Here is a 21,513-nt window from a genome sequence, read left to right on the forward strand (position 1 = left end):
CCCCGGCGCGATTGTCGGGGCCGCATCGCTTCTCTCGTTTACCGCGCGTTGAACGGAACCAGCGGATACTGCAGTTCCGCCTCCGCAACGGCCCGCGGCGAGACTACACGAGGCCTTCCATTCTGGGCCTGCAGCATGGTTATGTCGCTGCCCATATTCTGGCCGGTAGCATCAAATTTGATCTTGCCGCTCGACATCAGGAACGGCGTCATGTCAGTCGTCTTGAGCGCAGCATGGATTGCTGCAGATTCCGGGGAAGCTGCGCGGGTCACCGCATCTCCGACAATCTGCACGGCTTCGAACGCGCATCCCGCGTTTCCATCGAACCAGTCGTTTGGATAGTCGGCGGCGAACCGCTTGAGAATGGCTTCGGTGTCCGGTGCCTTCGGGTTGCACCACAAGCCTGTCGCGATTCCGCCGTCGCCATATTTGCCCAGCGCGTCGTAATACGCTTTATCCTGCACGCCGTTGGAGTTCGGCGAGAAGATCATCTTGGGATTCCACCCCTGCTTGATGCATTCCCGAATGATCATGATGGAGTCATTGACGCGCGTCACCGAGACGAGCGCATCGGCCCCCGACGCCTTGGCCTTCGCGACCTCAACCGAGAGGTCCTTGGCCCGCTCGTCATACGGAACGTACTGAGCGATCTTCACCGGAACGTTCTCTTCCTTCCAGGCCTGATCGATGCTTGCCGCGGTCGATTGGCCCATCGTGTTGTTGAGATGTAGAACGGCAACGCTCGTCGGCGGATCCTTCAGCGTCGACAGGACCGACTTCAAGTCGGCGAGAGACTTCCTGACGATCGTCAGCGACGTGGGGTAGTAGCGAAAGACCTGGGTGAACCCTTGCGATGTCACCTGGGTCGCGCTTGCGATATGCACCACCATCGGAACGGCTGCGGCCTCCGCGGCCTGAAGCGCCGAGATGGTTGCTCCTGAGTCCCAGGCTCCAATGAGTACCGTGCAACCTTGCCTGATGAGGCCTTCGGCGGCGATTCGCCCGTTCTCCGGTCTGCTCTGCGTATCCGCATGGATGACTTCGATGTCGATTCCGAACTTCTCTTTGGCGAACTTCACACCGACGTTGATACCGCGCACGCAAGCCTGTCCGGGGAACGCCAACACACCGCTGCTGGGCATGATCGCGCCGACTCGCACCTTGGCGGGGGTCGCCGCCTTGACCGGCCACGATACAAGCCCGGCAGCGATGGCAACGCCACTGCCGAGTACGGTGCGGCGCGTTATCCCGTTTCCGATGCGATTCTTCATGTGATGTCCCCTTCTGTTGACTGCAATGAATATTGAGACGGTTCGGTAGGAAACTTCATGGATGACGGTGCGCGCTGAAGCTCGAAATCTGCAGCGACACGCGCCCTGCACGTATGATTTGCGTAAGCGGCAATGGTTCAGATCACATTCCCATCTCGGTCTTGATCAGGTTCTCTTCGGTGTCGTCGTAAAGCGTATCGATCAGCGACCGGTATCGTTCCATCAGTTGCTTTCGGCGCTTTTTTCGTGTCGGCGTCATCACGCCATTCTCCGGAGACAGCTCCTCCGGCAGTATTCGAAAGGCCTTGATTTGCTCGGCTCTCGCCAGCCGGCTGTTTGCTTTGGCAATCTCGCCTTCAATCATTCGGACGACCACCTCGGAATTCGCCAGGTCCGAATACTGCGCGATCTTGAGATCGCGCGATTTCGCCCAATCCATCGTCGCGGTCGCGTCGACTTCGATCAACGCGGTGAGATACTTCTTTCCTTCTCCAATGACCGCCGCTTCGGAGATGAACGGACTATGCCGGATCTCGTTTTCGATCTGGGTCGGGCTAATTGACTTCCCGTTGGAGGTATTGATGATTTCCTTCTTGCGATCAATCAGCTTGAAAAGCCCGGTCGGCCCGACTTCGACGATATCTCCGGTATAGAGCCAACCGTCCCGCAGAGCCGACTTGGTTTCCTCGGGCTTGTTCCAGTATCCAACAAAGAGTCCCGGTCCGCGGGTGATCATTTCCCCGTCTTCAAGAACCGCTGTCTCCCACGCCGGATCCTGCAAAGGCACTCCGACAGTGCCAGCCTCGGGCCATTCTGCCATCTGGACCAGGTTGGCTCCGACCAGTTCTGTCTGGCCGTAGCACTCCTTGAGCTGAAGTCCCCACAATTGCCACAGAGACATCAGTTCGGAAGGCATCGCCGCCGAGGACGTGAAGGCAACCGTGAGCTCTTCGAATCCGACTTCGGCAAGCAATGGACGGAATATCTGTTTCCGGCAGACCTCGAAGAGCCCGGATATGAAGGGGTCTGGCTCACCACCAGCCTGACGATCATCAAGCGCCTTGCGGGCGATCTTCATCGCGAATTGATAGTCCTGCTTCTGCCTCGCAGATCCGGAATGAACCTTGCTGAGGATCTGCGTAGCAAACCGCTGAAAGAACCGCGGCGGCGCCATGAAGTAGGTCGGCCTGACTTCCTTGATCGTTTGAGCGAAATCCGCGCTCGTCTCGCCAAAGTACGGAACCATTTTTGCGATCAATGGCATTGTCGTGGCTTGCGCGCGCGCGACGGTATGCGACATCGGCAGATGGACGACAACGCGATGCGTGTCGGTGCGCATGCGCGTGGTAAACGTCGTCACGCAGTGCGCGCCGGCGAGCAACGAGAGATGGGTCAGCATCGCACCTTTCGGGAAGCCTGTAGTACCGGAGGTATACCCGATGCTCGCCAGGTCACTGGCCTTGGCTTTCGCCGCCTGCTCCCGCAAAAATGCGTCGGTGTCGACTGGAGCCGTCCCACAAAATTCCTTCAGGGAGACGACATTTGCCGCTCCGCCGGCCCCGTTCCATGCACCATCCAGCATGATGATCTTTTTCAGCTTTTCAGCCTGGCCGGATCCAAGGACGATGCCCAGCTGAAGCTCGCTGCCGACGAAGGCAAAGGACGCTCCGGAATCGCTCAGATAGTAGCCGACTTCTTCCGGCGATGAGGTAAAGTAGACACCGACCATTACTGCGCCGGCGCAGATCGTCGCCATGTCCGCAAGCAGCCACTCCTGGGACACGTCCCCCATGATGGCGATGCGGTCGCCGCGCTCGAGCCCGGCTTTCTGCAGGGCGACCGCCAGGCTCGCGACCCGATCCGAATACTGCTTCCACGTCACGGCGATCCACTCGCCGTGACGCTTCTGATGATACGCGACCGTATTCGGACGTTCCGCTCTTCGCGCGCCCAGAAGCTGCGGAATGGTCACGTCGACGAGTTGAGCTCCCGACGTAAGGGATTCGACGTTCATCTTATCGCTCCGCGAAGCGCTTCCGCTTCTCCGCAAATGCGGCTACAGCCTCACGACGCTCTGGCGAGGCGAAGGTAAGCATCTCAAGCGCGGCCGAAGTATCGAGAAGCAGGTGTGCGTACTGCTTGATGATCTTGTTGACGCTGTATTTCGTCCAAATGATCGATTCCTGCGGGCCCCCCGCAAGCATCTCGGCGTATTCGATCGCAGCGTCTTTGACGTCCCGGTTCGAAATGACTTCGTTGATCATCCCCATCGACGCCGCCTTCTCTGCGGAAATGAAATCGCCCGTCATGAGATAGTGTTTCGCGCGCACAGGCCCCATCAAGAGAGGCCAGATCACCGCACCACCGTCGCCCGCGACGACGCCAGCGGTTACGTGCGTATCAGCAAATCGCGCGGTCGGGCTTGCGAAGATGACGTCGCAAAACAGGGCGAGCGTTGCGCCAAGCCCGACGGCAACGCCGTTGACCGCCGCGATGAGCGGCACCTCGACTTCGAGCATGTTGCGGATAAGGTGACGTCCGCTCCTTGTCGGCGACGGAAGCTTGCCCTTGTCGAGCGACTTCTGATCGCCGCCCGAACAGAAGCCGCGCCCCGCGCCGGTCAGCACGATCGCACGGACCGACTTGTCCTTATCGAGATCCACGAAGACCTGCTCCAGTTCCTCGTGCATGTCCCAATTGATCGCGTTCAGAATTTCCGGCCGGTTCATCGTCACGACGGCAACGCCGCTGGCGCGCTTCTCGATGATCAGATACTTGTAGCCATGCTGTTGCATTGGTCTTTCCCTTTTATTTCTTTACGAATTTACTTCTGAGGCCGCATCGCTCGAATTTGCCCCAGGATGTCTTCCGTGGGCCGCACGACGTTGTTTCTGTCGTTGAAATGGGGAATCACATAGCGCCCGACCATCTCGATCGCTTCCATGATCTTCTCGTGGTTCACCGAATCGAGATGAAGAAGCACCTCATCGATCCCGAGCGCCTGGAACTTTTCGATCTGGCGAATGACGGTGTCGGGGCTTCCGCAGACCGTCGTCGCGGAGTGGTTAAGCAGATAGTCCCAGTCCTTTGCGGCACGTTCCATCGCTGGGACGCTTTCGCTCATGTACGCATAGTCATCAGCAAGTTTCGCCAAGCGGGGATACGCGTCGGTGGAGATCCTCGCATAGTGCATCAGAGGCTCAGCGTAGTCGTCCTTCGCCTTCTGGTCCGTGGGGCCGATGCCGAAGAAGAGCGGAATGCCGATGCGAGGACGCTCGAGCGGGCCGAGTTCGTCCCGTCTCCAAGCACTGCGATACGCGTTGATCAGCCTTTCCTGGATTTCCCACCCTTGGTAGATGTTGCTGCTCATCACGGCCAGCCCTTCGGAGCCGGCCCAGCTGTGACTGCGTTCGCTGGTCGCGGCAATGCCGATGACCGGATGCGGCTTCTGAACCGGCTTCGGGACGAGCATTCGCGGTGGAATCTGGTAATATTTGCCCTCGAAAGTGAAGATATCCTCGCGCATCGACTTCTTCAGAAGCGCGAGACCTTCCTCCATCTGCGCAAGCGTTTCACTTGGATCGACATTGAACGCGCGCATTGCGATGGTCGTATTGGCACGGCCGCCGTAAAATTCCATGCGGCCATGGGATAGGATATCGGTGACCGCCAATCGCTCTGCCGACCGCAAAGCGTGATTGATCCTGTGCGGCATCAGGGTAACCGCGGACCGCAGCTTCACGCGCGACGTCACGGCGGCGAGGTAGCCATATACGACTTCAGGCGCTGAGCTCGAGATGCCACCGAGCGCTACGTGCTGCTCGGAAAGCGCGACGCAGTCGAACCCGACCTTTTCCGCGAGGCGCACCTCGTCCACCAATTCATGAAGTCGGCGAGCATAGCTCTGCCCGACCTGGGTTTCTTGCTCCGACCAAAACCCGAACGTAAGTGCCATCTTTTAAAATCCTCTGGGAGATTCGAGATCGGCACAGCGTTTCATAGGCGGAGCAACATTTTCGTTCGAATGCTGGTCGTCGTTACATAACTTTCCAAATTTTGTGCTGTAAGCAGCCAGACTACGCTCCCGTCCCCGACCAACACTTGTTGCGGGCCGCAACGTCGTTTTCCTGCGCTGGCAGCTTCCTGTGTTGGCGGCACGCATGAGGTGCAACCGGCGTCAACTTATTTACCGAACGAGGCGGCCAGAAGATCCGTTATCGCCTCAAGGCATCGCTCGCCGATTTCGACGGTCGAACCATGCGGATCGCCAATGACGCCGTTGTCCGTGATCGACTTGATCCCATTCTTCCACATGGAGTGAAGCTGCTCTTCAGATAGCCCGCCTAGGTGTCCCACTTCGAACCGATCCAGCCGCACGCTATCGGGGCGGAGACACATCATGAGAGATGTCTCCGCTATATCGGCATGCCCACCGACTGCATTCGGGTCACCTCCGGCATCTTCAACGGCGCTTCGCCAGCTGTCGATCCAAGCGATAGAGTCACAGAATGCGTCGATCTCAACATCTTTCGGAACCGCGCGCCTCAACCGAGGAAGAATGTCGCGCAGGACGGGAAAGTTTCCGATATGTCCGGAGAAGAGCAGAATCCGCCTGAAACCATGCAGCGCGAGACTTGTGCAGTAGTCCAGGCAGATTGCTTCAAACGTTTCCGGTCGAAGGGAGATGGTGCCAGGAAAGACAAGATGGTGAGCTGAACAGCCGACCTTGATCGTAGGGGCTATCAGGGCATTGCCAAGACGCCGCGCCACTTTCGCCGCGAGCGCGTCAGCGTGATCGGCATCCATGCAAAGCGGAAGATGCGGTCCATGCTGCTCGACAGCGCCGCATGGGATTAGGACCGTCGAACCTCCTTGCGCCAGGGCAGCCGATACCTCCTCGAAGCTCATGAACTCCAGGCGGATTTCTTCAGGAGATGCCAATGCGGTCATTCATTCCTTCTTTGAATTCTTCGATAGAAAGCGGGCACGCGCGTCCGCTGAACTATTCTCGGTCAGATAAGCGTTGAGATCTTCAATCGTCATCACCTCGAGCGAGGCGTCATCCATTTGTCCTGTCAAGTTCAACGAGCGTTTGATCGCGGCAAACAGCTTTTTCTCCTTTCCGCGAAGATGCTTGCATACCTCCACGGCACGGCCCAGCACTTTCGCGGTGGTTGTGATCTCGTTGATCGCGCCAATTTCGAGCGCTTTCTGCGCGTCGACTAACTCGCCCCAATAGAGCAATGCTTGTGCTTCACGAAGCCCCAGCTTCTGGACTGCTTGCCGCATTCCTTTGGCTGCGGGCAAGAGGCCGTGGTTGATTTCCGGAAACGCGATCTTGCACTCGCGATTTGCGACGACGTAGTCGGCATGAAGAAGAAATTCGAGCGCCCCTCCGACCGCATACCCTCGCACGGCACATACGACGGGGCCTGGATATCTCTCCATCTCGCAAAGAAGCGCATGGAAGACCCTCATGCGGGGTCTAGATATTTCGAGGCCGGCCACTTCCTTTATGTCGCCGCCCGCACTGAAGAAGCGATCACCTTGACCCGTCAATACAATGCCTGGCGGCGACACTTGAGTAGACAATGCACGAATAGTGTTCAGCAAGCGATTGATTAGTCCGTTATTCACGGCATTTGCTGGTGGCCTATTCATGGTCAGCGTGACTATGTCGAGGTCGCGCTCGATTATGAGGTCGTCATCGTTTTCCATAGGGAAAGCTTAAGCGACATGCCTCCGAATTGATTGCTGTACACCGTTTCCGTGTCAGCGCATATCGACACAAACAGTCGCTGGAGCGCCGTATCGCGGCATTTTATGCTCCGGCTTCCCAGCGCTTCCGCCGACCTGCAAAGCCGGTTAGCCATGAAGGACAGAGCCGGTCTCGTTGAGCGGCCTGACACCGGGAGGGCGAAGCGCTCACTACATTCCGAGATATGCGCGCTGAATCTCGGAGTTGTTCAGCAGTTCGTGGCTCGATCCGTGGAGTACGATAGAGCCGTTTTCCAAGACATAGCCGCGATTGCTCAACGCGAGAGATTTCGCGACGTTTTGTTCGACCAACAACACCGTTATCCCTTGCTCGTGCAAGGACTTCACTACTCCAAACATCACGTCCGTCAAAGCGGGCGACAGCCCAATAGACGGCTCGTCGAACATGACTACTTCCGGCTTCGACATGATTGCGCGTCCAATAGCCAACATCTGCTGTTCGCCGCCGGATAACGTCCCGGCAAATTGTCGCCTACGCTCTCGAAGCCTCTCGAACAATTGATAGACGAACTCGAGCGTTTCGAGGTGGTTGGCCTTCGCGCGCTTAAGCGATCCGCCCAGGAGCAGATTTTCTTCGACGGAAAGGCTTCCAAAAATCTGTCGACCTTCGGCGACCTGCGCAATGCCGAGTTCGCAGATGTCCCACGGCGGCATCCCGGTAATATCAACGCCCTTCATCTTCACGACACCACTCGAGGATGGAACGATGCCTGAGATTGATCTGATCAGCGAAGTCTTTCCCGCACCATTCGCACCCACGACACAGATCAACTCGCCCTTGTGGATCTGCAAGGATACGCCGTTCAAGGCATTCGATCCGTCGTATGCGACACAAAGCCCGTCGATCGATAAAAGCGCCTCGTCAAGCATGGAAGCCCGTCCCCAGATAGCTTTCAAGGACCCTCGGATCCGCGACCACCTCTCTAGGACTTCCTTCCGCGATTTTGGCGCCATGATGAAGCACTACGACGCTCGACGCGATTTCCATCACGATCCGCATAACGTGCTCGACGAGCAGGATCGTTAGTCCACTGTCGGCAAGTTTCTGCAGTACGCGGACCACTCCCGCAGCTTCGGTGGGTCGGAGGCCCGCCATTACCTCGTCCAGCAGCAGTAGTTTGGGTCGCGTCGATAGCGCTTTGGCCATCTCCAGCATTTTCCGGTCCGGCAGCGTCAGCTGGTCCGTCCTCGCATCCGCTTTGCCGGCGAGTCCAACGCTTTCGAGAGAATCGTATGCCTTCGATCTCGCCTCGTTTACGTTCTTGGTCCAGCTGAAGGCTCCGACCATTGCGTTCTCGAGTACTGACATATCGCGCATCGGTCGCACGATTTGGAATGTTCGCGCGATACCTATCCTGCAGACTACTTCAGGCGGTGTATTCTCGATCGAACGCCCCTCGAAGAACACCTGTCCACTGGTCGGCCTCATGGCGCCGGCAACGAGATTGAAACATGTCGTCTTTCCTGCCCCGTTCGGCCCGATCAGCGCGGTGATACTTCGGGCTTCCAGTGCGAAGCTCACGTCGTTCACCGCGACCAGTCCCCCGAACGATCGGGAGAGGTTCTTTACCTCGAGCAGACTTGTCATTTTTCGGCCCTCCTCGGTTGCGGGAGCCACACTCGGGACGGCACCCGGATTGCCTTGCAGAGCCGGACGATCGCCGGCCAAATGCCGTCGGGTAGGAACCAGATCACCAAAATCAGAACGATACCGTACGTAATATTGTTCAGCCCCGGGATCCGAAGACTGTCGCCGAGGGCGCTCATCAAATGGTTCAGAGGAATAGCCGTGAGCGATCCGACCAGCGGACCGAACGTCGTGCCTAACCCGCCGACCACGGGCCCTATCAGGACGTCAACGGAGAGCCCCATGCCCATAATCGAATCTGGAAATATCGATCCTTGCACGAGTGCTAGAATTCCACCACCCACCGCCGCCGTCGCCGCCGATATCGAGATCACGAGGATTTTGTGCCGGAATGTGCGGACGCCGAGCGCGCGTGCAGCCCCGTCATCATCCCTCATTGCGCGCCAGACATATCCGAAATACGATCGCGAGATAAGTTCAGTTCCCACGATCCCCAGTGCCGCCAGAGCAAGAGCGATAAAGTAGTAGAAACGCGCATCCCCTCGAAGCATCGAGATTTCGATTGCGCCGGTTGGCGCAGGAAAGAACAGCCCCTGCATTGCGCCAACAAACTCCCAGCCACTGAACATAATCCTGGCGAACTCCGCGGCAGCAACCGTCAGCAGCGCGAAATAGATTCCGCGCACTTCGAACCGGAAACTCAACCACGCCAGCACCGCGCCGACGGATCCGGCAATGAACATTCCGACCAGAAGGCCTATCCATGGAGAAATGCCGTACTTTACATCGAGGACGCCCACTGAATAAGCTCCTAAGCCGACAAATAGGGCGTGACCGATCGATAGTTGCCCACCGATCCCGAGCATCAAATTCCAAGATTGCCCCAAGAAAGTGAAGAGCAATACAATCGTCATCAGCGAGATGACGTACGGGTTTGCCAGAGCACCGACTAAAGCGAGGACAACCAAGAGCATTGCTCCGGCGAGCCACGGCCCCATTTCAGTCGCACCATCAAATCTCTTTTGCACCAAAAAGCCCTCTCGGACGGAAAATCAGGATGATGATCAGGAGCGCATAAGGAAGCGCCGTCTTCATCGACGGAGCGAACATCAACGCCGCGATTGCCTCGGCGACGCCGATCACCAATCCACCCAAGAGTGCTCCACTGAAGCTGCCGAGGCCGCCGACGATAACCGTCACAAAAGCCAGCAGAGTAAAGTCGACAGCTAGATATGGTTGGGCGTCGAACAAAGGAGATATCAATGCGCCGGCTACGCCCGCGCAGGCCGCTCCGACACCAAAGGTCACCGCATAGACCCGAGGAATGTTTAACCCCACGATCAGGCCGCCCAACCGATTGTCTGCGGACGCTCGCAAAGACCGACCGAACGATGAAAACTTCAGATACGCTCCTAACAAGGCAATGAGCAGGCCCGCAGTCGCCGCCGCTTGAAGTCTCGCCAGGTCCAATGTCACGAAACCGAGCGATACGGTTTGAAACGACAGCTGAGAAGGAGTCGGGCGCGGATCCGGTCCGAACGCCACCAGCAGCGCGCCGCTGAAGAGCAGCGACAGACCGATGAAAACAATGAACTGATAGTGATGGGGCCGGTTGACGAACCGCTTTACGATCAGGGTTTCCAAAAAGTATCCGAAGACGAACATCACGACCGCCGCGATTGCCGCCGCGACAATGATTGGAACGTCCCAAAGGCGGACTGCCCAATAGCCGATGTAGACGCCGAAGACGACCATCTCCCCGTGCGCGAAGTTGACGACCCGCATGACGCCAAAAATGATCGTCAGGCCGAGCGCCACGAGGCCGTAGACGAGACCGAGCAGAATGCCACTCGCGAGAACATTGAGCCAAAGCGACAACATTAGCGGACACTGAATGGTACGAGTGGATACCGCGGCTTGAATACGGCGATGCTCAAACCCGCGACGACTTGCGGCTGGCTTCCCTTTGCTTGAATCGAACCGACTCTGGCGTTGTTGCTGCGGCCGCCTTCGTCGACGTCTATCGTCCCCCCGTACATCAGAATTGGCTCCATGTTGGTCGACTTAATGGATGATCTCCCGCGGATAACCGCGTTCGCGACGATCTGCATGCTTCGAACGCAGATCCCGGGCTCGGGCCCCGACATAAGAGGGGTACGCGCCGGCGGTCGCTTAGCGCTTAGGTACAGTGAATTCGCCATTCACATAGACAAGAGGTTCGAGATCAGCGTTTGTCGCCTGTGCAACCACCTCGCCGATGAAGATCGTATGACTTCCAGCGTCGTACGAATCGGAAACCCGACAATCAAAGCTACAAATTGCCTGGATGAGACTCGGCGCTCCCGTAGCGAGTTCGCGCCACACACCTTCGCTGAAACGTATATCGCCTTTGCTCCCGTCCTGCCCCGCGAATTTCTGCGCCAGCGCAACGTGATCTGCCGCGAGGATATTCCAACAGAATGATCTGCTCTGCTTTATCGTATCGTGGGCGCCAGCCGACTTATTGACGCAGACGAGCACGCTCGATGGCTCGGTCGACAACGAACAGCCCGCTGTCAGCGTCAAGCCGTGCCTGCCCGGCTGCGTACCCGTAGTTACGATAGACACGGCGCCCGGCACGTTGCGCATTGCGCTGCGGAATTCTGTGCTGCTGAACACCGGGGTTTCTTGACTAGGCATAGGCGACACTCGGAAGTTCATGATGATAAGTTGCCCCGACACATAGAACTGAAGTCATTCAGAGGGTTGATCTGCCGCCCTACTCGCAACTTGAATGAGCTGGATCGTATTATGTTGCGGGTCCCTGAAATGGGCCACCCGGCCATGCGCTCCCATATCCCGGATTTCACCAAGCACCTCAGCCCCCTCCGCCCGCGCGCGTTCGACAGCCATCTCCAAATCATCCACCTCGAATACGAGGACCGCATTGTGAGACTGCTCGGACACGGATTCAGCCGGGCTTGCGATACAAAAGGCAGCTTTCTCTCCTACGAATTGGATCCACTTGCCACGGTCAGCGAAGCGGATCGTCAATCCGAGAGCCTCGTAGAACTTGGCTAACCCTTCGGGTTCGACGGCAGTAAGATAGACTTGCTTAAGCTTCACTTTCTCACTCCCGATTCCGAACGGGCCGTCGATCTGCGATCTCTGAAAACTTCAATTGTCCTGCAATTGTGACGCCGCTTTCTCAGCATTAATGCTCAAACAGTTTGTCGCCCACCTAGCTGATCAGCATTTTATGCTGCAGCACACAGACTTTAGCATCATTACACACCGGCGCGCGCGGCGAGCGGAGGCGATTTATCTCTGCTGGGTTTCGACCTGTTTCGATCGCAAATGCGCTTGCCATACTTGATGTCATCGCATCGCCGGCCATCTCGATGCTGTTCCCTGGACACTTATCGATGCTTTCTGCTCTTGGACTGAGCAAATCGTCATTGCTTTGTGCAGTACGCGCCTATTTTTTCGACTTCTCACGCACCAACGCGAACAAAGCGGAACATGCCAGCGACCCCAACCACATCCTGTCGAACCAGAACGTCGTGCAACTTCATACGCTGAAAGCCGGAGTGCTTCGGTCGCTTCCTTGGTCTCGACCTTCGCCTGGATCCGCGGAAAGCAAAGCGCGAATTTCTCGTAGCTCCTGCAGGATGAAATTCAGGACCGCGCGCGTACGTGGCGCAAGATGCCGGCGCGAGGAGTAGACCAGGCTGAACGGAATGTTCGGAGACGGGAAGTTGTTCAGCACACGGACGAGCTGGCCGCTGCGCAAATCGTCGAACACGTCGACCAGCGCGAGATGGGCAATCCCGTATCCGCTTCGTGCAGCCAGATGCACGGCGCTCGCGTCATTGGCGAGAAATCCGCCCGACACGCGAAATTGCTGGGCACCCTTATTGGTCACGAACGTCCACATGTCGGAGTTCTGGTTGCTGGCGTGGACGATGCAGGTGTGCTGCGCTAGTTCCGCGGGCAAGGAAGGCTCGCCGTGCTTTTCGATATAGCTGGGCGCGGCCACGGCGACGCGTGAAAATGTGCCGGCGTGACGAACAATCAATGATGCATCTGATATCTCGCCAATACGCATCGCAAGATCGAGACGATCTTCGATCATGTCGCCGATTCGATCGCTCACCACCAATTCGACCTTCAGCCCCGGGTGATCCGCCAGTAACTCGGGCAGACGTTGCGCCAGAAAGCGACCAGCGGTACCCGTCACGCCAACCCGGACCAATCCGATCGGAGAGGTACTCTGTCGTCCCACAGCCGTCAGCATATCCTCGACGCCGTCCAATATCGGTCGTGCAAGGACGACAAGCATCTGCCCGTCATCGGTGAGGCTGATCTTTCGCGTAGTGCGATGGAATAAGCGAACGCCAAAACGCTCTTCGAGCTGCGAAATCTGGCGGGCGACCGCAGCCTGGCTTACGTCGCACTCGCGCGCCACGGCCGAGAACGAAAGAACTTCCGCCACGCGTACGAAAATGCCGAGGCTACCGAGAAGGTCCATCGCTCGTATACCTGTTCTAAGGCCCCGATACCTTCAGACGCGCTTTCTCGAGCCCTTCCTCAAGAGAGAACAGTTTTCCACTGAGCTCACTTTGCGATTGAAGATTCGAATTGACCATTCGGGAAATAAGAACGCGCATTTGCATCTTGCCTCAATAGATGGCGCTATTCCCTACACTTCCGCAGCGGCGAAAGGACTAAGTTACCTTGCCAAATCATCTCCAAATATCGACAATTGCGGACATGACCGTGCAGTTGAGTTTTTCTGACTTCGATCCGGACGATTGTCCCGTCGCGGCCACTGCCGTTCGAATGGACGTCTTAGATAACGAGAACGAGACGCCGATCCACACTCACAGAAAAGGTCAGCTCGTTTTGGCACTCCGTGGTGGAATCACCTGCGACGTTCCAGGCACTCGCTGGATAGTACCTCCGCAGTCCGGCGTGTGGATCCCGGGCGGCCTTGAGCACAGCAACAAGGCAACAGCAAACGCGATGATTTGCCTTCTGTTCGTCGAGCCGGATTCAGCGGCCCTTCCGGAAAGATGCTGCACATTGTCGATCAGCCCGATGGTCCGCGAGATGATTCTCCGGCTCGCGGTCATGCCGCGACATTATGATCCTGACAGTCATTGTGGTCGGCTTGCCAGAGTTCTGCTTGATGAATTGACCGTCCAGCCGGTCGAGGATCTTTCGCTGCCCATTTCCGGTAACGCAAAACTTCAGCTCATAGCCGACGCTCTGACCAGAACTCCAGCCGATAGATCTTCATTGGCTGGATGGGCCGATCGTGTAGCGATGAGCGAACGATCGCTTTCTCGGCTGGTCGAGCGGGAGACAGGTCTGACCTTCGGACGCTGGCGACAGCAAATACACCTAATGGTCGCGTTGCGGGAACTCTGCGGTGGCGCGATGGTCCATCAGGTGGCAGCCACGTTGGGCTACGGCTCTACCACTGCATTCATTACGATGTTCAAGAAGGCTCTGGGGAAATCTCCTGCCAAATACTTTCAAGAACGCTCCGAGCAGGCGTCAGTGGCAGATTAAGACGATTGCTTTTTATTTCTTCTATCGGTCGCAGGATCCGCCTTTTGTGTTCGGACTCTAGCCGTTCGGTCGCAGGCGTTTGAGCACGCACACTTGTTTTCGAATGGACGGCATCCCGCCACGGGTTGCCTCATGCCTGCACGGCCAGCCCTGAGAAATTGACGGTTTTTCGATATAAGTCGTCATTTTGTCGAAATTTCGCAGTCGCAACTGCGGTTAGCATCTCTGTCATCGAGATGTCACCACGCGAGATAACGCGCGGGGCCGGGCCTCGATAAAGCTACCGCTTGCCCTGGGAGAAGACGATATGACAACCACGGCTCTCGACAGGATCGACATAAAGATTCTGAATGAACTGCAGCAGAACGCCGACTTAACCAACGTCGAGCTTGCTTCCCGCGTCAATCTTTCACCGTCGCCCTGCCTCGCCCGAGTTCGTACGCTTGAAAAGCTCGGGGTGATAGATCGACGAATTGCCGTACTGGATCCGGCGGTCCTCGGCATCTGCGTTACCGCCTTCATCCAAGTCAAGCTTGAAAAGCAAGTCCAGCTATCACTTGAGAACTTCACGCGCACAATTGATCGCTTGAGCCAGGTGATGGAGTGTTACCTGATGACGGGAGACAGCGACTATCTTCTCCGCGTGATGGTGTCCGACATCGAGGCTCTTGAAGACCTCATCGTCAACAAGCTTTCGCGCATACCGGGTGTTTCGAGCATTCGTTCAAACTTGGCTTTGAAGCGGATTTCTCACAAGACGGTACTTCCTATCGACTCAAACCAGCCAGTTCAGATCAAGTCATGCAACCTGGCTTCCAAGCGCATCGAGAGACCGGCTAAGCCACAATACGACGCAGCCCCTCAGACGAGGATCGACGGCGGCATGAGCATCGAGACTTCGCGCACCCTTGATCATAATGCGGCCAGCTTTTAGCGACATCGTCAATCCATCGCTTCAAAGGTCTGTCCGGATTCGGAATCGAGATCGTTCGAAACGAAGAACTTTGATTTCAATCCTCAGGGGAAGTGATCTTAAAAGACGGCTGGTCGCCTCATCGGTAATCTTTGACGCTGCTCGATCGACCGAGCAACCTAGTGACGGAGTGCGATCGGGAATATTCCTCGTTCGTGCGATTGGCTGGCGGCCGTCGTTGAAGATATATCGATGCCGGAAAGAGCGCTCGATCTCGTGCTTCGCGCTCGGCACCGGATCTCTCGCTGCTGCAGGATCTAGTTGAACTACGGTTCCGCCGCCCCTTCGCCCCGCTTGTTGACGCGATCGGAAAAATACCGCGCCGGCGATTTGCCGAGCGCCTTCTTGAACATTGTTATAAATGCGCTAACGGAATCGTAGCCGAGAACTTCAGATACCGATTGCACAGACTCTCCCGCGGATAACCGCTGAAGAGCGATTATGATGTGGAGTTGTTGACGCCAGCGACTGAACGTCATGCCGGTCTCGGCGACGACGAGGCGCATGAGCGTCCGTTCGCCGAGCGCAATGGCCTCGCCCCATTCTGCTACGGTGCGGCGATCCGCAGGATTTTCCATCAAGGCATCGGCGATCGCGCGTAGTTTTGAGTGGCGCGTAACTGGAAGATGCAATTGCTCGGTCGGCATCTCGATAAGCTCGTTCAGCAGAACCGCGACGATATGAGCCGTTGGTCCTTCCGGATTATAGAGGGGCGGCAGCGTCGCCAAGCGATGGATTAGTTCGTGCAGAAGAGGGGTGATCGACAGCGTGCAGCACTCCTTCGGAACGGATGCCGCATTCATGTCGACGTATAGGAAATAGATGCTGGCATTGGCGGTCGCTCGATTGCTGTGCAGCATGCCGCCGGGGATCCAGACGCCGCATCGCGGAGGCACCATCCAAAGTCCACTGGGGGCCTCGCACGTCACGCCACCGCGGTGCGCCAAAACCAACTGTCCTTTCCGATGTGTGTGGATCGGAACTTCGTCTTCCTTCTCCTGAGTATTGACCATGAGCGCAGCGACCGGGCGGTCCAGCGCGTCGGGATCCAATTCACGGTAGTACTGGAGGAGAGAGCCACGCATTGTCATAACTTAGCAATTATTTGGCAAAGTGGCGAAATTCCTGGCGCGCTGCAAGTTCTATCGTTCGGGTGCTTCACGGACCCGACGTAGAACCATGACACGAATCACTCTGTCCCGAATTTTCGGACACATCGCATTTCCAGGTACCCTCGACCCCAAGTGGGCGCTGCTATCGGCCAATTCGTTCATTGCGGCGATGCTCGCAATTTATCTGGCGTTTCGTCTCGGCCTACAGAGACCCTACTGGGCAATGCTCACCGTCTATCTTACTGCCCAACCACTCGCCGGCGCGGTCCGTTCACGGGCCGTTTACCGTCTGCTCGGCACACTGCTCGGCGCCTGCGCCGCCGTGGCGTTTGTTCCGATCTTGGTCGATCAGCCGACCTTGATGACCGTTGCCATCACGGGCTGGGCGGCGTTCTGTCTGTACGTCTCCCTTCAAGACCGGACTCCCCGCAGTTACGCCTTCATGCTGGCGGGGTACACGGCGACGACCGTCGCGTTCTCAAGCGTAGCTGCTCCTCATTTGGTTTTCGACGTCGCCTTGGCACGCGTCGAGGAAATCGCGCTCGGGATCTGCTGTGCAACAGTCGTCCATACGCTGCTGTTTCCGAGCGATGTCACAGGCGCCCTGACCAAGGCAATCGATGCTGCGGTTCGTGATGCATTCGCTTGGACGGCGGATGTCTTTCTGGATCACACTCCAACGCAAGGAAACTCCGCGCGCTGGCGGTTGGCCGCTGACATCACCCACTTCGAAGTGCTATCAACCCACCTCAGCTACGACACAGCCGCGACAAAGCCGGAGCTGTGGGCGATTCGTGCCTTGCAGGACAAGCTCGCGCTCGTGCTACCCATGCTCACGGCGATCGAAGATAGGCTCGCTGCGCTCGGCGCGCGACGCACGCCGGAATTGGATCAACTTCTCTCGCAACTCGGCGAATGGGCGCGCGATCCAATTGAATCGCGGCTGAGCGCGACCGAGTTGCTCCGCCGATGCGCGGAATTTGACGCTGCACTGCCCGCCGCGCAAGACGAATGGGACAGGCTTCTCGCATCCAGCATGATCGCCAAGTCGGCGGCATTAATCGAAGCACTGGCTGCAACCCACGAACTCTCCGCGATCATCCATGGATCGCAAGTTCCTTCCAACCCGACAACGGCATCTCGCCCGAAAGTCCGCCGCGCCAAGAGAACTCTCCATCGTGACCAGGGGCTCGCTGCCTTGTCCGTCGTCGCTCTTTTCGCGGCCGTGCTTGGCTGCTGCACCGTTTGGATCGCAACCGCCTGGCCGGAAGGTGGCATCGCCGCGCAGATAGCCACGATCGCCGCAGCGCTCTACAGCAGCCTCGACGATCCCGCTCCGACCCTGATGTCCTATACGATCTGGACAGTGGCGTCGCTGCCGATCGCGGCCATCTACCTGTTTCTGATCTTCCCAGCGATCGACGGATTTCCAATGTTAGCAGCCGCGCTGGCTCCGCCGTTCCTCATCATCGGTTATCTGCAGGCCAATCCGCGTCACATCCTCAAGGCGTTGGCCCTCGGCCTCGGTCTGATCGGGGCGCTTGATCTTCAAAACAGGTTCTCGGCCGACTTCGCTTCGTTCGCCAACACCAATGCCGCCTCACTCATCGGCCTCATTGCCGCCTTCCTGGCTGTCCGCACATTCCGCTCGGTGACCGCAAAGCACGCTGCGAGGCGCCTAATCCGGCACGGATGGGTCGACCTGGCGATCCTCGCCGGCGCCCGCCGACCGATGAACCGAGAGCGGTGGGTGGGCGTGATGCTCGACCGTCTCGGCCTGGTCATTCCAAGATTGGCGCTATCCGGCGCGGATGTAGAGGCAGAAGCCGGCCGCTCGCTGGCCGCGCTGCAGATGGGCCTGGACTTGCTCGACTTAAAGTCGAGCGTGGTGAGCGTTAACGGCCAGCGGAGCACGACTCTCGGGGATCTCCCCGCCAAGCTGTCGCACGCCTTCCGACGGTTTGCGTCGGGGGACAGCGAGCTTCGTCCAACCGAGGCACAGGCGCTGCTCGCGGCGATCGATGTGGAGCTGCGCCAGCATTGCAAATCGGACGCCGCAATCCAACGAACACGGCTGCCCGCATTGGTCGGCCTACGTCGCGTGCTCTTCCCGAATGCGCCAGCTCCAACTTTTGATGAAGTTGCGCAATGAACGAAGAGATCAACGTCGCAGGTGTGTTCGTGCCGACCTTTGTCGTCGCCTGCGTCTTCGCACTCGGGCTCGGGATCACTTTGTCCGCAGTGCTCAAGAGATTCGTTTCGTCAGGGATCAAGAGCTTGGCGTGGCACCCGGCGCTATTCGAATTCGCGATCTTCGCGATCCTCGTCGATATATCCTACACTTTCTTGGGGAAGTTGCTGCCATGACCGGGAGAGGCTCGATTCTGCCGCGCATCTTTGTCACCACGTTGGTTCTCACCATTGCGGCACCGGTCGCCATCGGCATGTGGGACCACTACGAAGAAGCTCCCTGGACGCGGGACGGCCACGTCAGGGCCGACGTTGTCGTCGTCGCTCCCGACGTTTCCGGCCTGGTCGAGGAAGTTCTGATCAAAGATAATCAGGCGGTTCGCAAAGGGGACGTTTTACTTCGATTGGATCCGGAGCGATTTCGTCTGGCGGTCCGACAGGCAGAGGCTGTGGTGGCAAACCGGGAAGCCGCCCTTGAGAGAGCCGCGAGCGATCGCACCCGCTATGAAAAGCTGAGCGATGGGGTCATCTCTCAACAGCAGCGCGAGACGGTCCGCGCCGCAGACCTTCAGGCCAAGGCTGCCTATAATCAGGCCCTAGCGGATTTGGATGTCGCACGTCTCAATCTGACTCGATCTGAGATCCGCGCCCCAGTGAATGGTCACGTGACGAACTTCGATCTGCATCCAGGTTCCTACCTTCCGGCGGGTCGAGGCATCATGGCTTTGATCGAGACCGACACGGTGCGCGTCGAAGGCTACTTTGAGGAGACGAAACTCGCACGCATCCATGTAGGCGACGCTGCCGATGTCAGGTTGATGGGCGGTTCGATCCTGAGAGGAAAAGTTGATAGCATCGCCCGCGGAATCGAAGATCGTGAACGAAGTTCGGGTGCGAGCATGCTTGCCAATATCAATCCGACCTTCTCGTGGGTGAGGCTCGCTCAGCGCATTCCGGTCCGGATCAAACTCAACGTGAATGACAATGCGGATGAATTGATCGTCGGGCGAACCGTCACCGTTCAGATCGACAGCGACACCGGTCTCAATCCAGTGGTCACGTCAATGCTCGGGTCGGGTATCTCGCGCCTTTTGCGGGTGTTCGATCGGGAAGACGGCCTCGGGCGATCAGCAGCGCGTAAGCTTTGAACGAACCTACTGGCGCAATCGTACAAAGTCATACTCCAGCGTGGAAAGGCGCAGCATGGCGCGCCACTCAGAATAAAACTGCGAACTCTTATGTAATTGAGATGGGGTATAATGCTCTTAGGCGCCCCGCAGGAATATTCATATGCAGGTCGGCCATGCAACTCGATACCCGCTATCGTGCGTATCGCACCGTGCCTTTGCCTGCGGGTGACGTTGGAGAACTTCCCTTCGAAGATGCGCGCTCTCAAATATCGAAAACAACCCCATGCAAAGGTGCAGGCGGCAGCTAGCGCTGGAATAGCAACTTGACACGTCAGGCAAATCAGGGGCATTCCTTGATCATTCCGCAATCTTGTAACGCCCGTCGGTCCGCGAGTAGCGGGCGCGTCGGTTGCGACCTGCGGTCCAGGAATCCTCACCCGCATCCTCACCCACGATTGAAATTGCACCGGCTCCGCGCGGCGAACGATGGCCTCGCGCGTGGCCGAACCGCGCGCGCTTGCCGCGCGCGTGCCAGGAAGTCTCGACATGACCACCGCCCCAAGCCTCACCATGCCAAAGACGATCGCCGCAACCGACCCGGCCAAAGCTGCCACGGCCCCGCGGATAAGGCTCTCGTCACAGGGATTCTCCATCGACCATCCCGATCCGGAGCTCGGCGAACAGCTCATGGCGAACGCGCTGGGGGCAACCGATCGCGAAGCGATGGATGGCATCCTGCGGCAATTGGTTAGGGCCAGCGTGAGCGGCGGGAGCCCCGACGAGGTCAACCTCTCGTTCATGATTTCAATGATGAAGAGCATTCGTCCAAGGGATTCCGTCGAGGCCATGCTGGTGGCGCAGATGGTTTCGGTTCATGTGATGGCGATGCGATGTGCCCATCACCTTGCCAGTGCCGACGACCTCACCCAGCACGACAGCGCCGCGCGCGCATTGGGCAGGCTCACCCGCACGTTTCCTGCCCAGATCGAGGCGCTGAGCCGCTACCGGAGCCATGGCGAGCCCGCCATCACCGTGCAGAACGTGAAGGTGGAGGACGGCGGCAAGGCCATCGTCGGCAACGTCACGCAGCATGCGAGCGTGATCGTTTCGGACAAAGGCCCGGCATCCGCGGCGCGGAAGGCGCGGAAGGCTTCTAGCTCCAAGCGAGGGCAAGCTTCCGCTGATGCCAAGCGCGACGCACAGGGATGAGCGATCACATCAGAAACACCGGCCCGATGCTGGCGAGCCCACGTTGTGGCGCCAAAACCCGCACCAGTGGCGCGTGCCGCTCGCCGGCGGTGCACGGCAAGAAGCGCTGCCGCATGCACGGCGGCGCACCGGGATCCGGCGCGCCAAGGGCAAACCAGAACGCGCGCAAGCACGGCCTGTTCACCAGGGATGCGATCGCCGAGCGAAGGCAGATTGGGGAGTTGCTGCGTGAGGCGCGGAAGCTGCTGGAAGAGATGAGGTGATTGGAACTACTTTCGCCAGTTTTTTCCGGCATAAGCTCGTAGATCGTCAGCACATGCTTATCGTCCTGCGCGCGAATGCGCCCAGCAAAGCGCATCCTCCCCCTGATTTTCTCGGACATGCTGACCGAAGAAGAGTGCGGCCAGCTCATCAAGAAGGAACGCGAGCTTCGAAAGCTGGATCGGCCGACGATATTTTTGTGGCACGGCGATTGGTGCGAGGCGAACGGGCGGCGCGAGGCTGGCACTAGGCAGAGCTTCGGCCGCGATTTCCGAGCGGTTGTGGCCGGTCTGCGGATTTCGTGGCCCCGCGTGGAAGGATCGCAAGTCCGACACTACGAAGGTATTGGGCTCCTGAGTGAAGGCCCGCCGCCATCGGTGCATGATCGGTGAACAACGAGCATAAATGGGCAGTGACCTAGTTTCGCGAGCTACGAGCAGCGTGA

21 protein-coding genes are annotated in these 21,513 nt (G+C 58.0%); 7 read left to right on the plus strand and 14 right to left on the minus strand.

Annotated features, from left to right (window positions below; all coding sequences use genetic code 11):
- Positions 1–38 precede the first annotated feature (38 nt).
- The 13 genes from AC5ZG1_RS07180 to AC5ZG1_RS07240 form a co-directional block, all read right to left on the minus strand.
- Positions 39–1,271 carry an ABC transporter substrate-binding protein gene (locus tag AC5ZG1_RS07180; protein WP_496132413.1) on the minus strand — a complete coding sequence of 411 codons (1,233 nt, stop codon included), beginning with the start codon at positions 1,269–1,271 and terminating at the stop codon, positions 39–41.
- A 142-nt stretch (positions 1,272–1,413) separates the two neighbouring features.
- Complete coding sequence (locus AC5ZG1_RS07185; RefSeq protein WP_496132414.1) at positions 1,414–3,285, minus strand: AMP-dependent synthetase/ligase; 1,872 nt, start codon at positions 3,283–3,285, stop codon at positions 1,414–1,416.
- 1 nt (position 3,286) lies between these two features.
- Positions 3,287–4,066 (minus strand): enoyl-CoA hydratase/isomerase family protein, encoded by a 780-nt coding sequence (locus AC5ZG1_RS07190; protein ID WP_456646244.1) that lies wholly within the window; start codon positions 4,064–4,066, stop codon positions 3,287–3,289.
- A gap of 29 nt (positions 4,067–4,095) precedes the next feature.
- On the minus strand, positions 4,096–5,226 hold the full coding sequence (locus AC5ZG1_RS07195; protein WP_456646243.1) for an LLM class flavin-dependent oxidoreductase: 1,131 nt from the start codon (positions 5,224–5,226) through the stop codon (positions 4,096–4,098).
- A 227-nt stretch (positions 5,227–5,453) separates the two neighbouring features.
- A complete protein-coding gene (locus AC5ZG1_RS07200; RefSeq protein WP_496132415.1) occupies positions 5,454–6,221 on the minus strand; it encodes a creatininase family protein in 768 nt (255 codons plus the stop codon).
- A complete protein-coding gene (locus AC5ZG1_RS07205; protein ID WP_456646241.1) occupies positions 6,222–6,989 on the minus strand; it encodes an enoyl-CoA hydratase/isomerase family protein in 768 nt (255 codons plus the stop codon).
- Positions 6,990–7,199: 210 nt separating this feature from the next.
- Positions 7,200–7,919, minus strand: coding sequence for an ABC transporter ATP-binding protein (locus AC5ZG1_RS07210; RefSeq protein WP_130223033.1), 720 nt, complete (start codon positions 7,917–7,919; stop codon positions 7,200–7,202).
- On the minus strand, positions 7,912–8,637 hold the full coding sequence (locus AC5ZG1_RS07215; protein WP_456646240.1) for an ABC transporter ATP-binding protein: 726 nt from the start codon (positions 8,635–8,637) through the stop codon (positions 7,912–7,914). Before AC5ZG1_RS07215 ends, AC5ZG1_RS07210 begins: the two co-directional genes overlap by 8 nt.
- Positions 8,634–9,665, minus strand: coding sequence for a branched-chain amino acid ABC transporter permease (locus tag AC5ZG1_RS07220; protein ID WP_456646239.1), 1,032 nt, complete (start codon positions 9,663–9,665; stop codon positions 8,634–8,636). The genes AC5ZG1_RS07215 and AC5ZG1_RS07220 overlap by 4 nt, the downstream gene beginning before the upstream one ends.
- Positions 9,649–10,518: a branched-chain amino acid ABC transporter permease gene (locus AC5ZG1_RS07225; RefSeq protein ID WP_028161635.1), complete on the minus strand. Its 870-nt coding sequence runs from the start codon at positions 10,516–10,518 to the stop codon at positions 9,649–9,651. The genes AC5ZG1_RS07220 and AC5ZG1_RS07225 overlap by 17 nt, the downstream gene beginning before the upstream one ends.
- A 291-nt stretch (positions 10,519–10,809) precedes the next feature.
- Complete coding sequence (locus AC5ZG1_RS07230; RefSeq protein WP_028161633.1) at positions 10,810–11,316, minus strand: flavin reductase family protein; 507 nt, start codon at positions 11,314–11,316, stop codon at positions 10,810–10,812.
- Between the two features lie 54 nt (positions 11,317–11,370).
- The gene (locus tag AC5ZG1_RS07235) at positions 11,371–11,742 is read right to left on the minus strand and encodes a VOC family protein (protein ID WP_456646238.1); all 372 of its coding nucleotides are present in this window, start codon (positions 11,740–11,742) and stop codon (positions 11,371–11,373) included.
- A 445-nt stretch (positions 11,743–12,187) separates the two neighbouring features.
- A complete protein-coding gene (locus AC5ZG1_RS07240) occupies positions 12,188–13,147 on the minus strand; it encodes a LysR family transcriptional regulator (RefSeq protein ID WP_496132416.1) in 960 nt (319 codons plus the stop codon).
- Between the two features lie 242 nt (positions 13,148–13,389).
- Between AC5ZG1_RS07240 and AC5ZG1_RS07245 the strand changes: the two genes are divergently transcribed.
- Positions 13,390–14,193 carry an AraC family transcriptional regulator gene (locus tag AC5ZG1_RS07245; RefSeq protein WP_496132417.1) on the plus strand — a complete coding sequence of 268 codons (804 nt, stop codon included), beginning with the start codon at positions 13,390–13,392 and terminating at the stop codon, positions 14,191–14,193.
- Between the two features lie 307 nt (positions 14,194–14,500).
- Entirely contained in the window at positions 14,501–15,127 is a 627-nt protein-coding gene (locus AC5ZG1_RS07250) for an Lrp/AsnC family transcriptional regulator (protein WP_496132418.1), read from the plus strand.
- A 305-nt stretch (positions 15,128–15,432) separates the two neighbouring features.
- Here AC5ZG1_RS07250 and AC5ZG1_RS07255 read toward each other — a convergent pair whose 3' ends face one another.
- Positions 15,433–16,251 (minus strand): AraC family transcriptional regulator, encoded by an 819-nt coding sequence (locus AC5ZG1_RS07255; protein WP_456646235.1) that lies wholly within the window; start codon positions 16,249–16,251, stop codon positions 15,433–15,435.
- Between the two features lie 94 nt (positions 16,252–16,345).
- Here AC5ZG1_RS07255 and AC5ZG1_RS07260 point away from each other — a divergent pair, with 94 nt between their 5' ends.
- From AC5ZG1_RS07260 to AC5ZG1_RS07280, 5 genes are all read left to right on the plus strand, one after another.
- Positions 16,346–18,430, plus strand: coding sequence for an FUSC family protein (locus AC5ZG1_RS07260; protein WP_496132419.1), 2,085 nt, complete (start codon positions 16,346–16,348; stop codon positions 18,428–18,430).
- Entirely contained in the window at positions 18,427–18,645 is a 219-nt protein-coding gene (locus AC5ZG1_RS07265) for a DUF1656 domain-containing protein (protein ID WP_496132420.1), read from the plus strand. Before AC5ZG1_RS07260 ends, AC5ZG1_RS07265 begins: the two co-directional genes overlap by 4 nt.
- Positions 18,642–19,616, plus strand: coding sequence for an HlyD family secretion protein (locus AC5ZG1_RS07270; RefSeq protein WP_496132421.1), 975 nt, complete (start codon positions 18,642–18,644; stop codon positions 19,614–19,616). Before AC5ZG1_RS07265 ends, AC5ZG1_RS07270 begins: the two co-directional genes overlap by 4 nt.
- 528 nt (positions 19,617–20,144) lie before the next feature.
- Positions 20,145–20,807, plus strand: coding sequence for a hypothetical protein (locus AC5ZG1_RS07275; protein ID WP_496132422.1), 663 nt, complete (start codon positions 20,145–20,147; stop codon positions 20,805–20,807).
- Positions 20,804–21,070: an HGGxSTG domain-containing protein gene (locus AC5ZG1_RS07280; RefSeq protein WP_496132423.1), complete on the plus strand. Its 267-nt coding sequence runs from the start codon at positions 20,804–20,806 to the stop codon at positions 21,068–21,070. Before AC5ZG1_RS07275 ends, AC5ZG1_RS07280 begins: the two co-directional genes overlap by 4 nt.
- Positions 21,071–21,513: the final 443 nt, after the last annotated feature.

This window comes from Bradyrhizobium sp. Leo78 (assembly GCF_059512425.1).

Excerpts from the sequence above, each read along its gene's own strand:
- AC5ZG1_RS07245 (WP_496132417.1), top strand. The coding sequence starts at position 13,390 with ATGACCGTGCAGTTGAGTTTTTCTGACTTCGATCCGGACGATTGTCCC.
- AC5ZG1_RS07185 (WP_496132414.1), bottom strand. The coding sequence starts at position 3,285 with ATGAACGTCGAATCCCTTACGTCGGGAGCTCAACTCGTCGACGTGACC.
- AC5ZG1_RS07280 (WP_496132423.1), top strand. The coding sequence starts at position 20,804 with ATGAGCGATCACATCAGAAACACCGGCCCGATGCTGGCGAGCCCACGT.
- AC5ZG1_RS07200 (WP_496132415.1), bottom strand. The coding sequence starts at position 6,221 with ATGACCGCATTGGCATCTCCTGAAGAAATCCGCCTGGAGTTCATGAGC.
- AC5ZG1_RS07255 (WP_456646235.1), bottom strand. The coding sequence starts at position 16,251 with ATGCGTGGCTCTCTCCTCCAGTACTACCGTGAATTGGATCCCGACGCG.
- AC5ZG1_RS07205 (WP_456646241.1), bottom strand. The coding sequence starts at position 6,989 with ATGGAAAACGATGACGACCTCATAATCGAGCGCGACCTCGACATAGTC.
- AC5ZG1_RS07195 (WP_456646243.1), bottom strand. The coding sequence starts at position 5,226 with ATGGCACTTACGTTCGGGTTTTGGTCGGAGCAAGAAACCCAGGTCGGG.
- AC5ZG1_RS07215 (WP_456646240.1), bottom strand. The coding sequence starts at position 8,637 with ATGACAAGTCTGCTCGAGGTAAAGAACCTCTCCCGATCGTTCGGGGGA.
- AC5ZG1_RS07225 (WP_028161635.1), bottom strand. The coding sequence starts at position 10,518 with ATGTTGTCGCTTTGGCTCAATGTTCTCGCGAGTGGCATTCTGCTCGGT.
- AC5ZG1_RS07275 (WP_496132422.1), top strand. The coding sequence starts at position 20,145 with ATGACCACCGCCCCAAGCCTCACCATGCCAAAGACGATCGCCGCAACC.
- AC5ZG1_RS07190 (WP_456646244.1), bottom strand. The coding sequence starts at position 4,066 with ATGCAACAGCATGGCTACAAGTATCTGATCATCGAGAAGCGCGCCAGC.
- AC5ZG1_RS07230 (WP_028161633.1), bottom strand. The coding sequence starts at position 11,316 with ATGCCTAGTCAAGAAACCCCGGTGTTCAGCAGCACAGAATTCCGCAGC.
- AC5ZG1_RS07240 (WP_496132416.1), bottom strand. The coding sequence starts at position 13,147 with ATGGACCTTCTCGGTAGCCTCGGCATTTTCGTACGCGTGGCGGAAGTT.
- AC5ZG1_RS07265 (WP_496132420.1), top strand. The coding sequence starts at position 18,427 with ATGAACGAAGAGATCAACGTCGCAGGTGTGTTCGTGCCGACCTTTGTC.
- AC5ZG1_RS07250 (WP_496132418.1), top strand. The coding sequence starts at position 14,501 with ATGACAACCACGGCTCTCGACAGGATCGACATAAAGATTCTGAATGAA.
- AC5ZG1_RS07180 (WP_496132413.1), bottom strand. The coding sequence starts at position 1,271 with ATGAAGAATCGCATCGGAAACGGGATAACGCGCCGCACCGTACTCGGC.
- AC5ZG1_RS07210 (WP_130223033.1), bottom strand. The coding sequence starts at position 7,919 with ATGCTTGACGAGGCGCTTTTATCGATCGACGGGCTTTGTGTCGCATAC.
- AC5ZG1_RS07270 (WP_496132421.1), top strand. The coding sequence starts at position 18,642 with ATGACCGGGAGAGGCTCGATTCTGCCGCGCATCTTTGTCACCACGTTG.
- AC5ZG1_RS07260 (WP_496132419.1), top strand. The coding sequence starts at position 16,346 with ATGACACGAATCACTCTGTCCCGAATTTTCGGACACATCGCATTTCCA.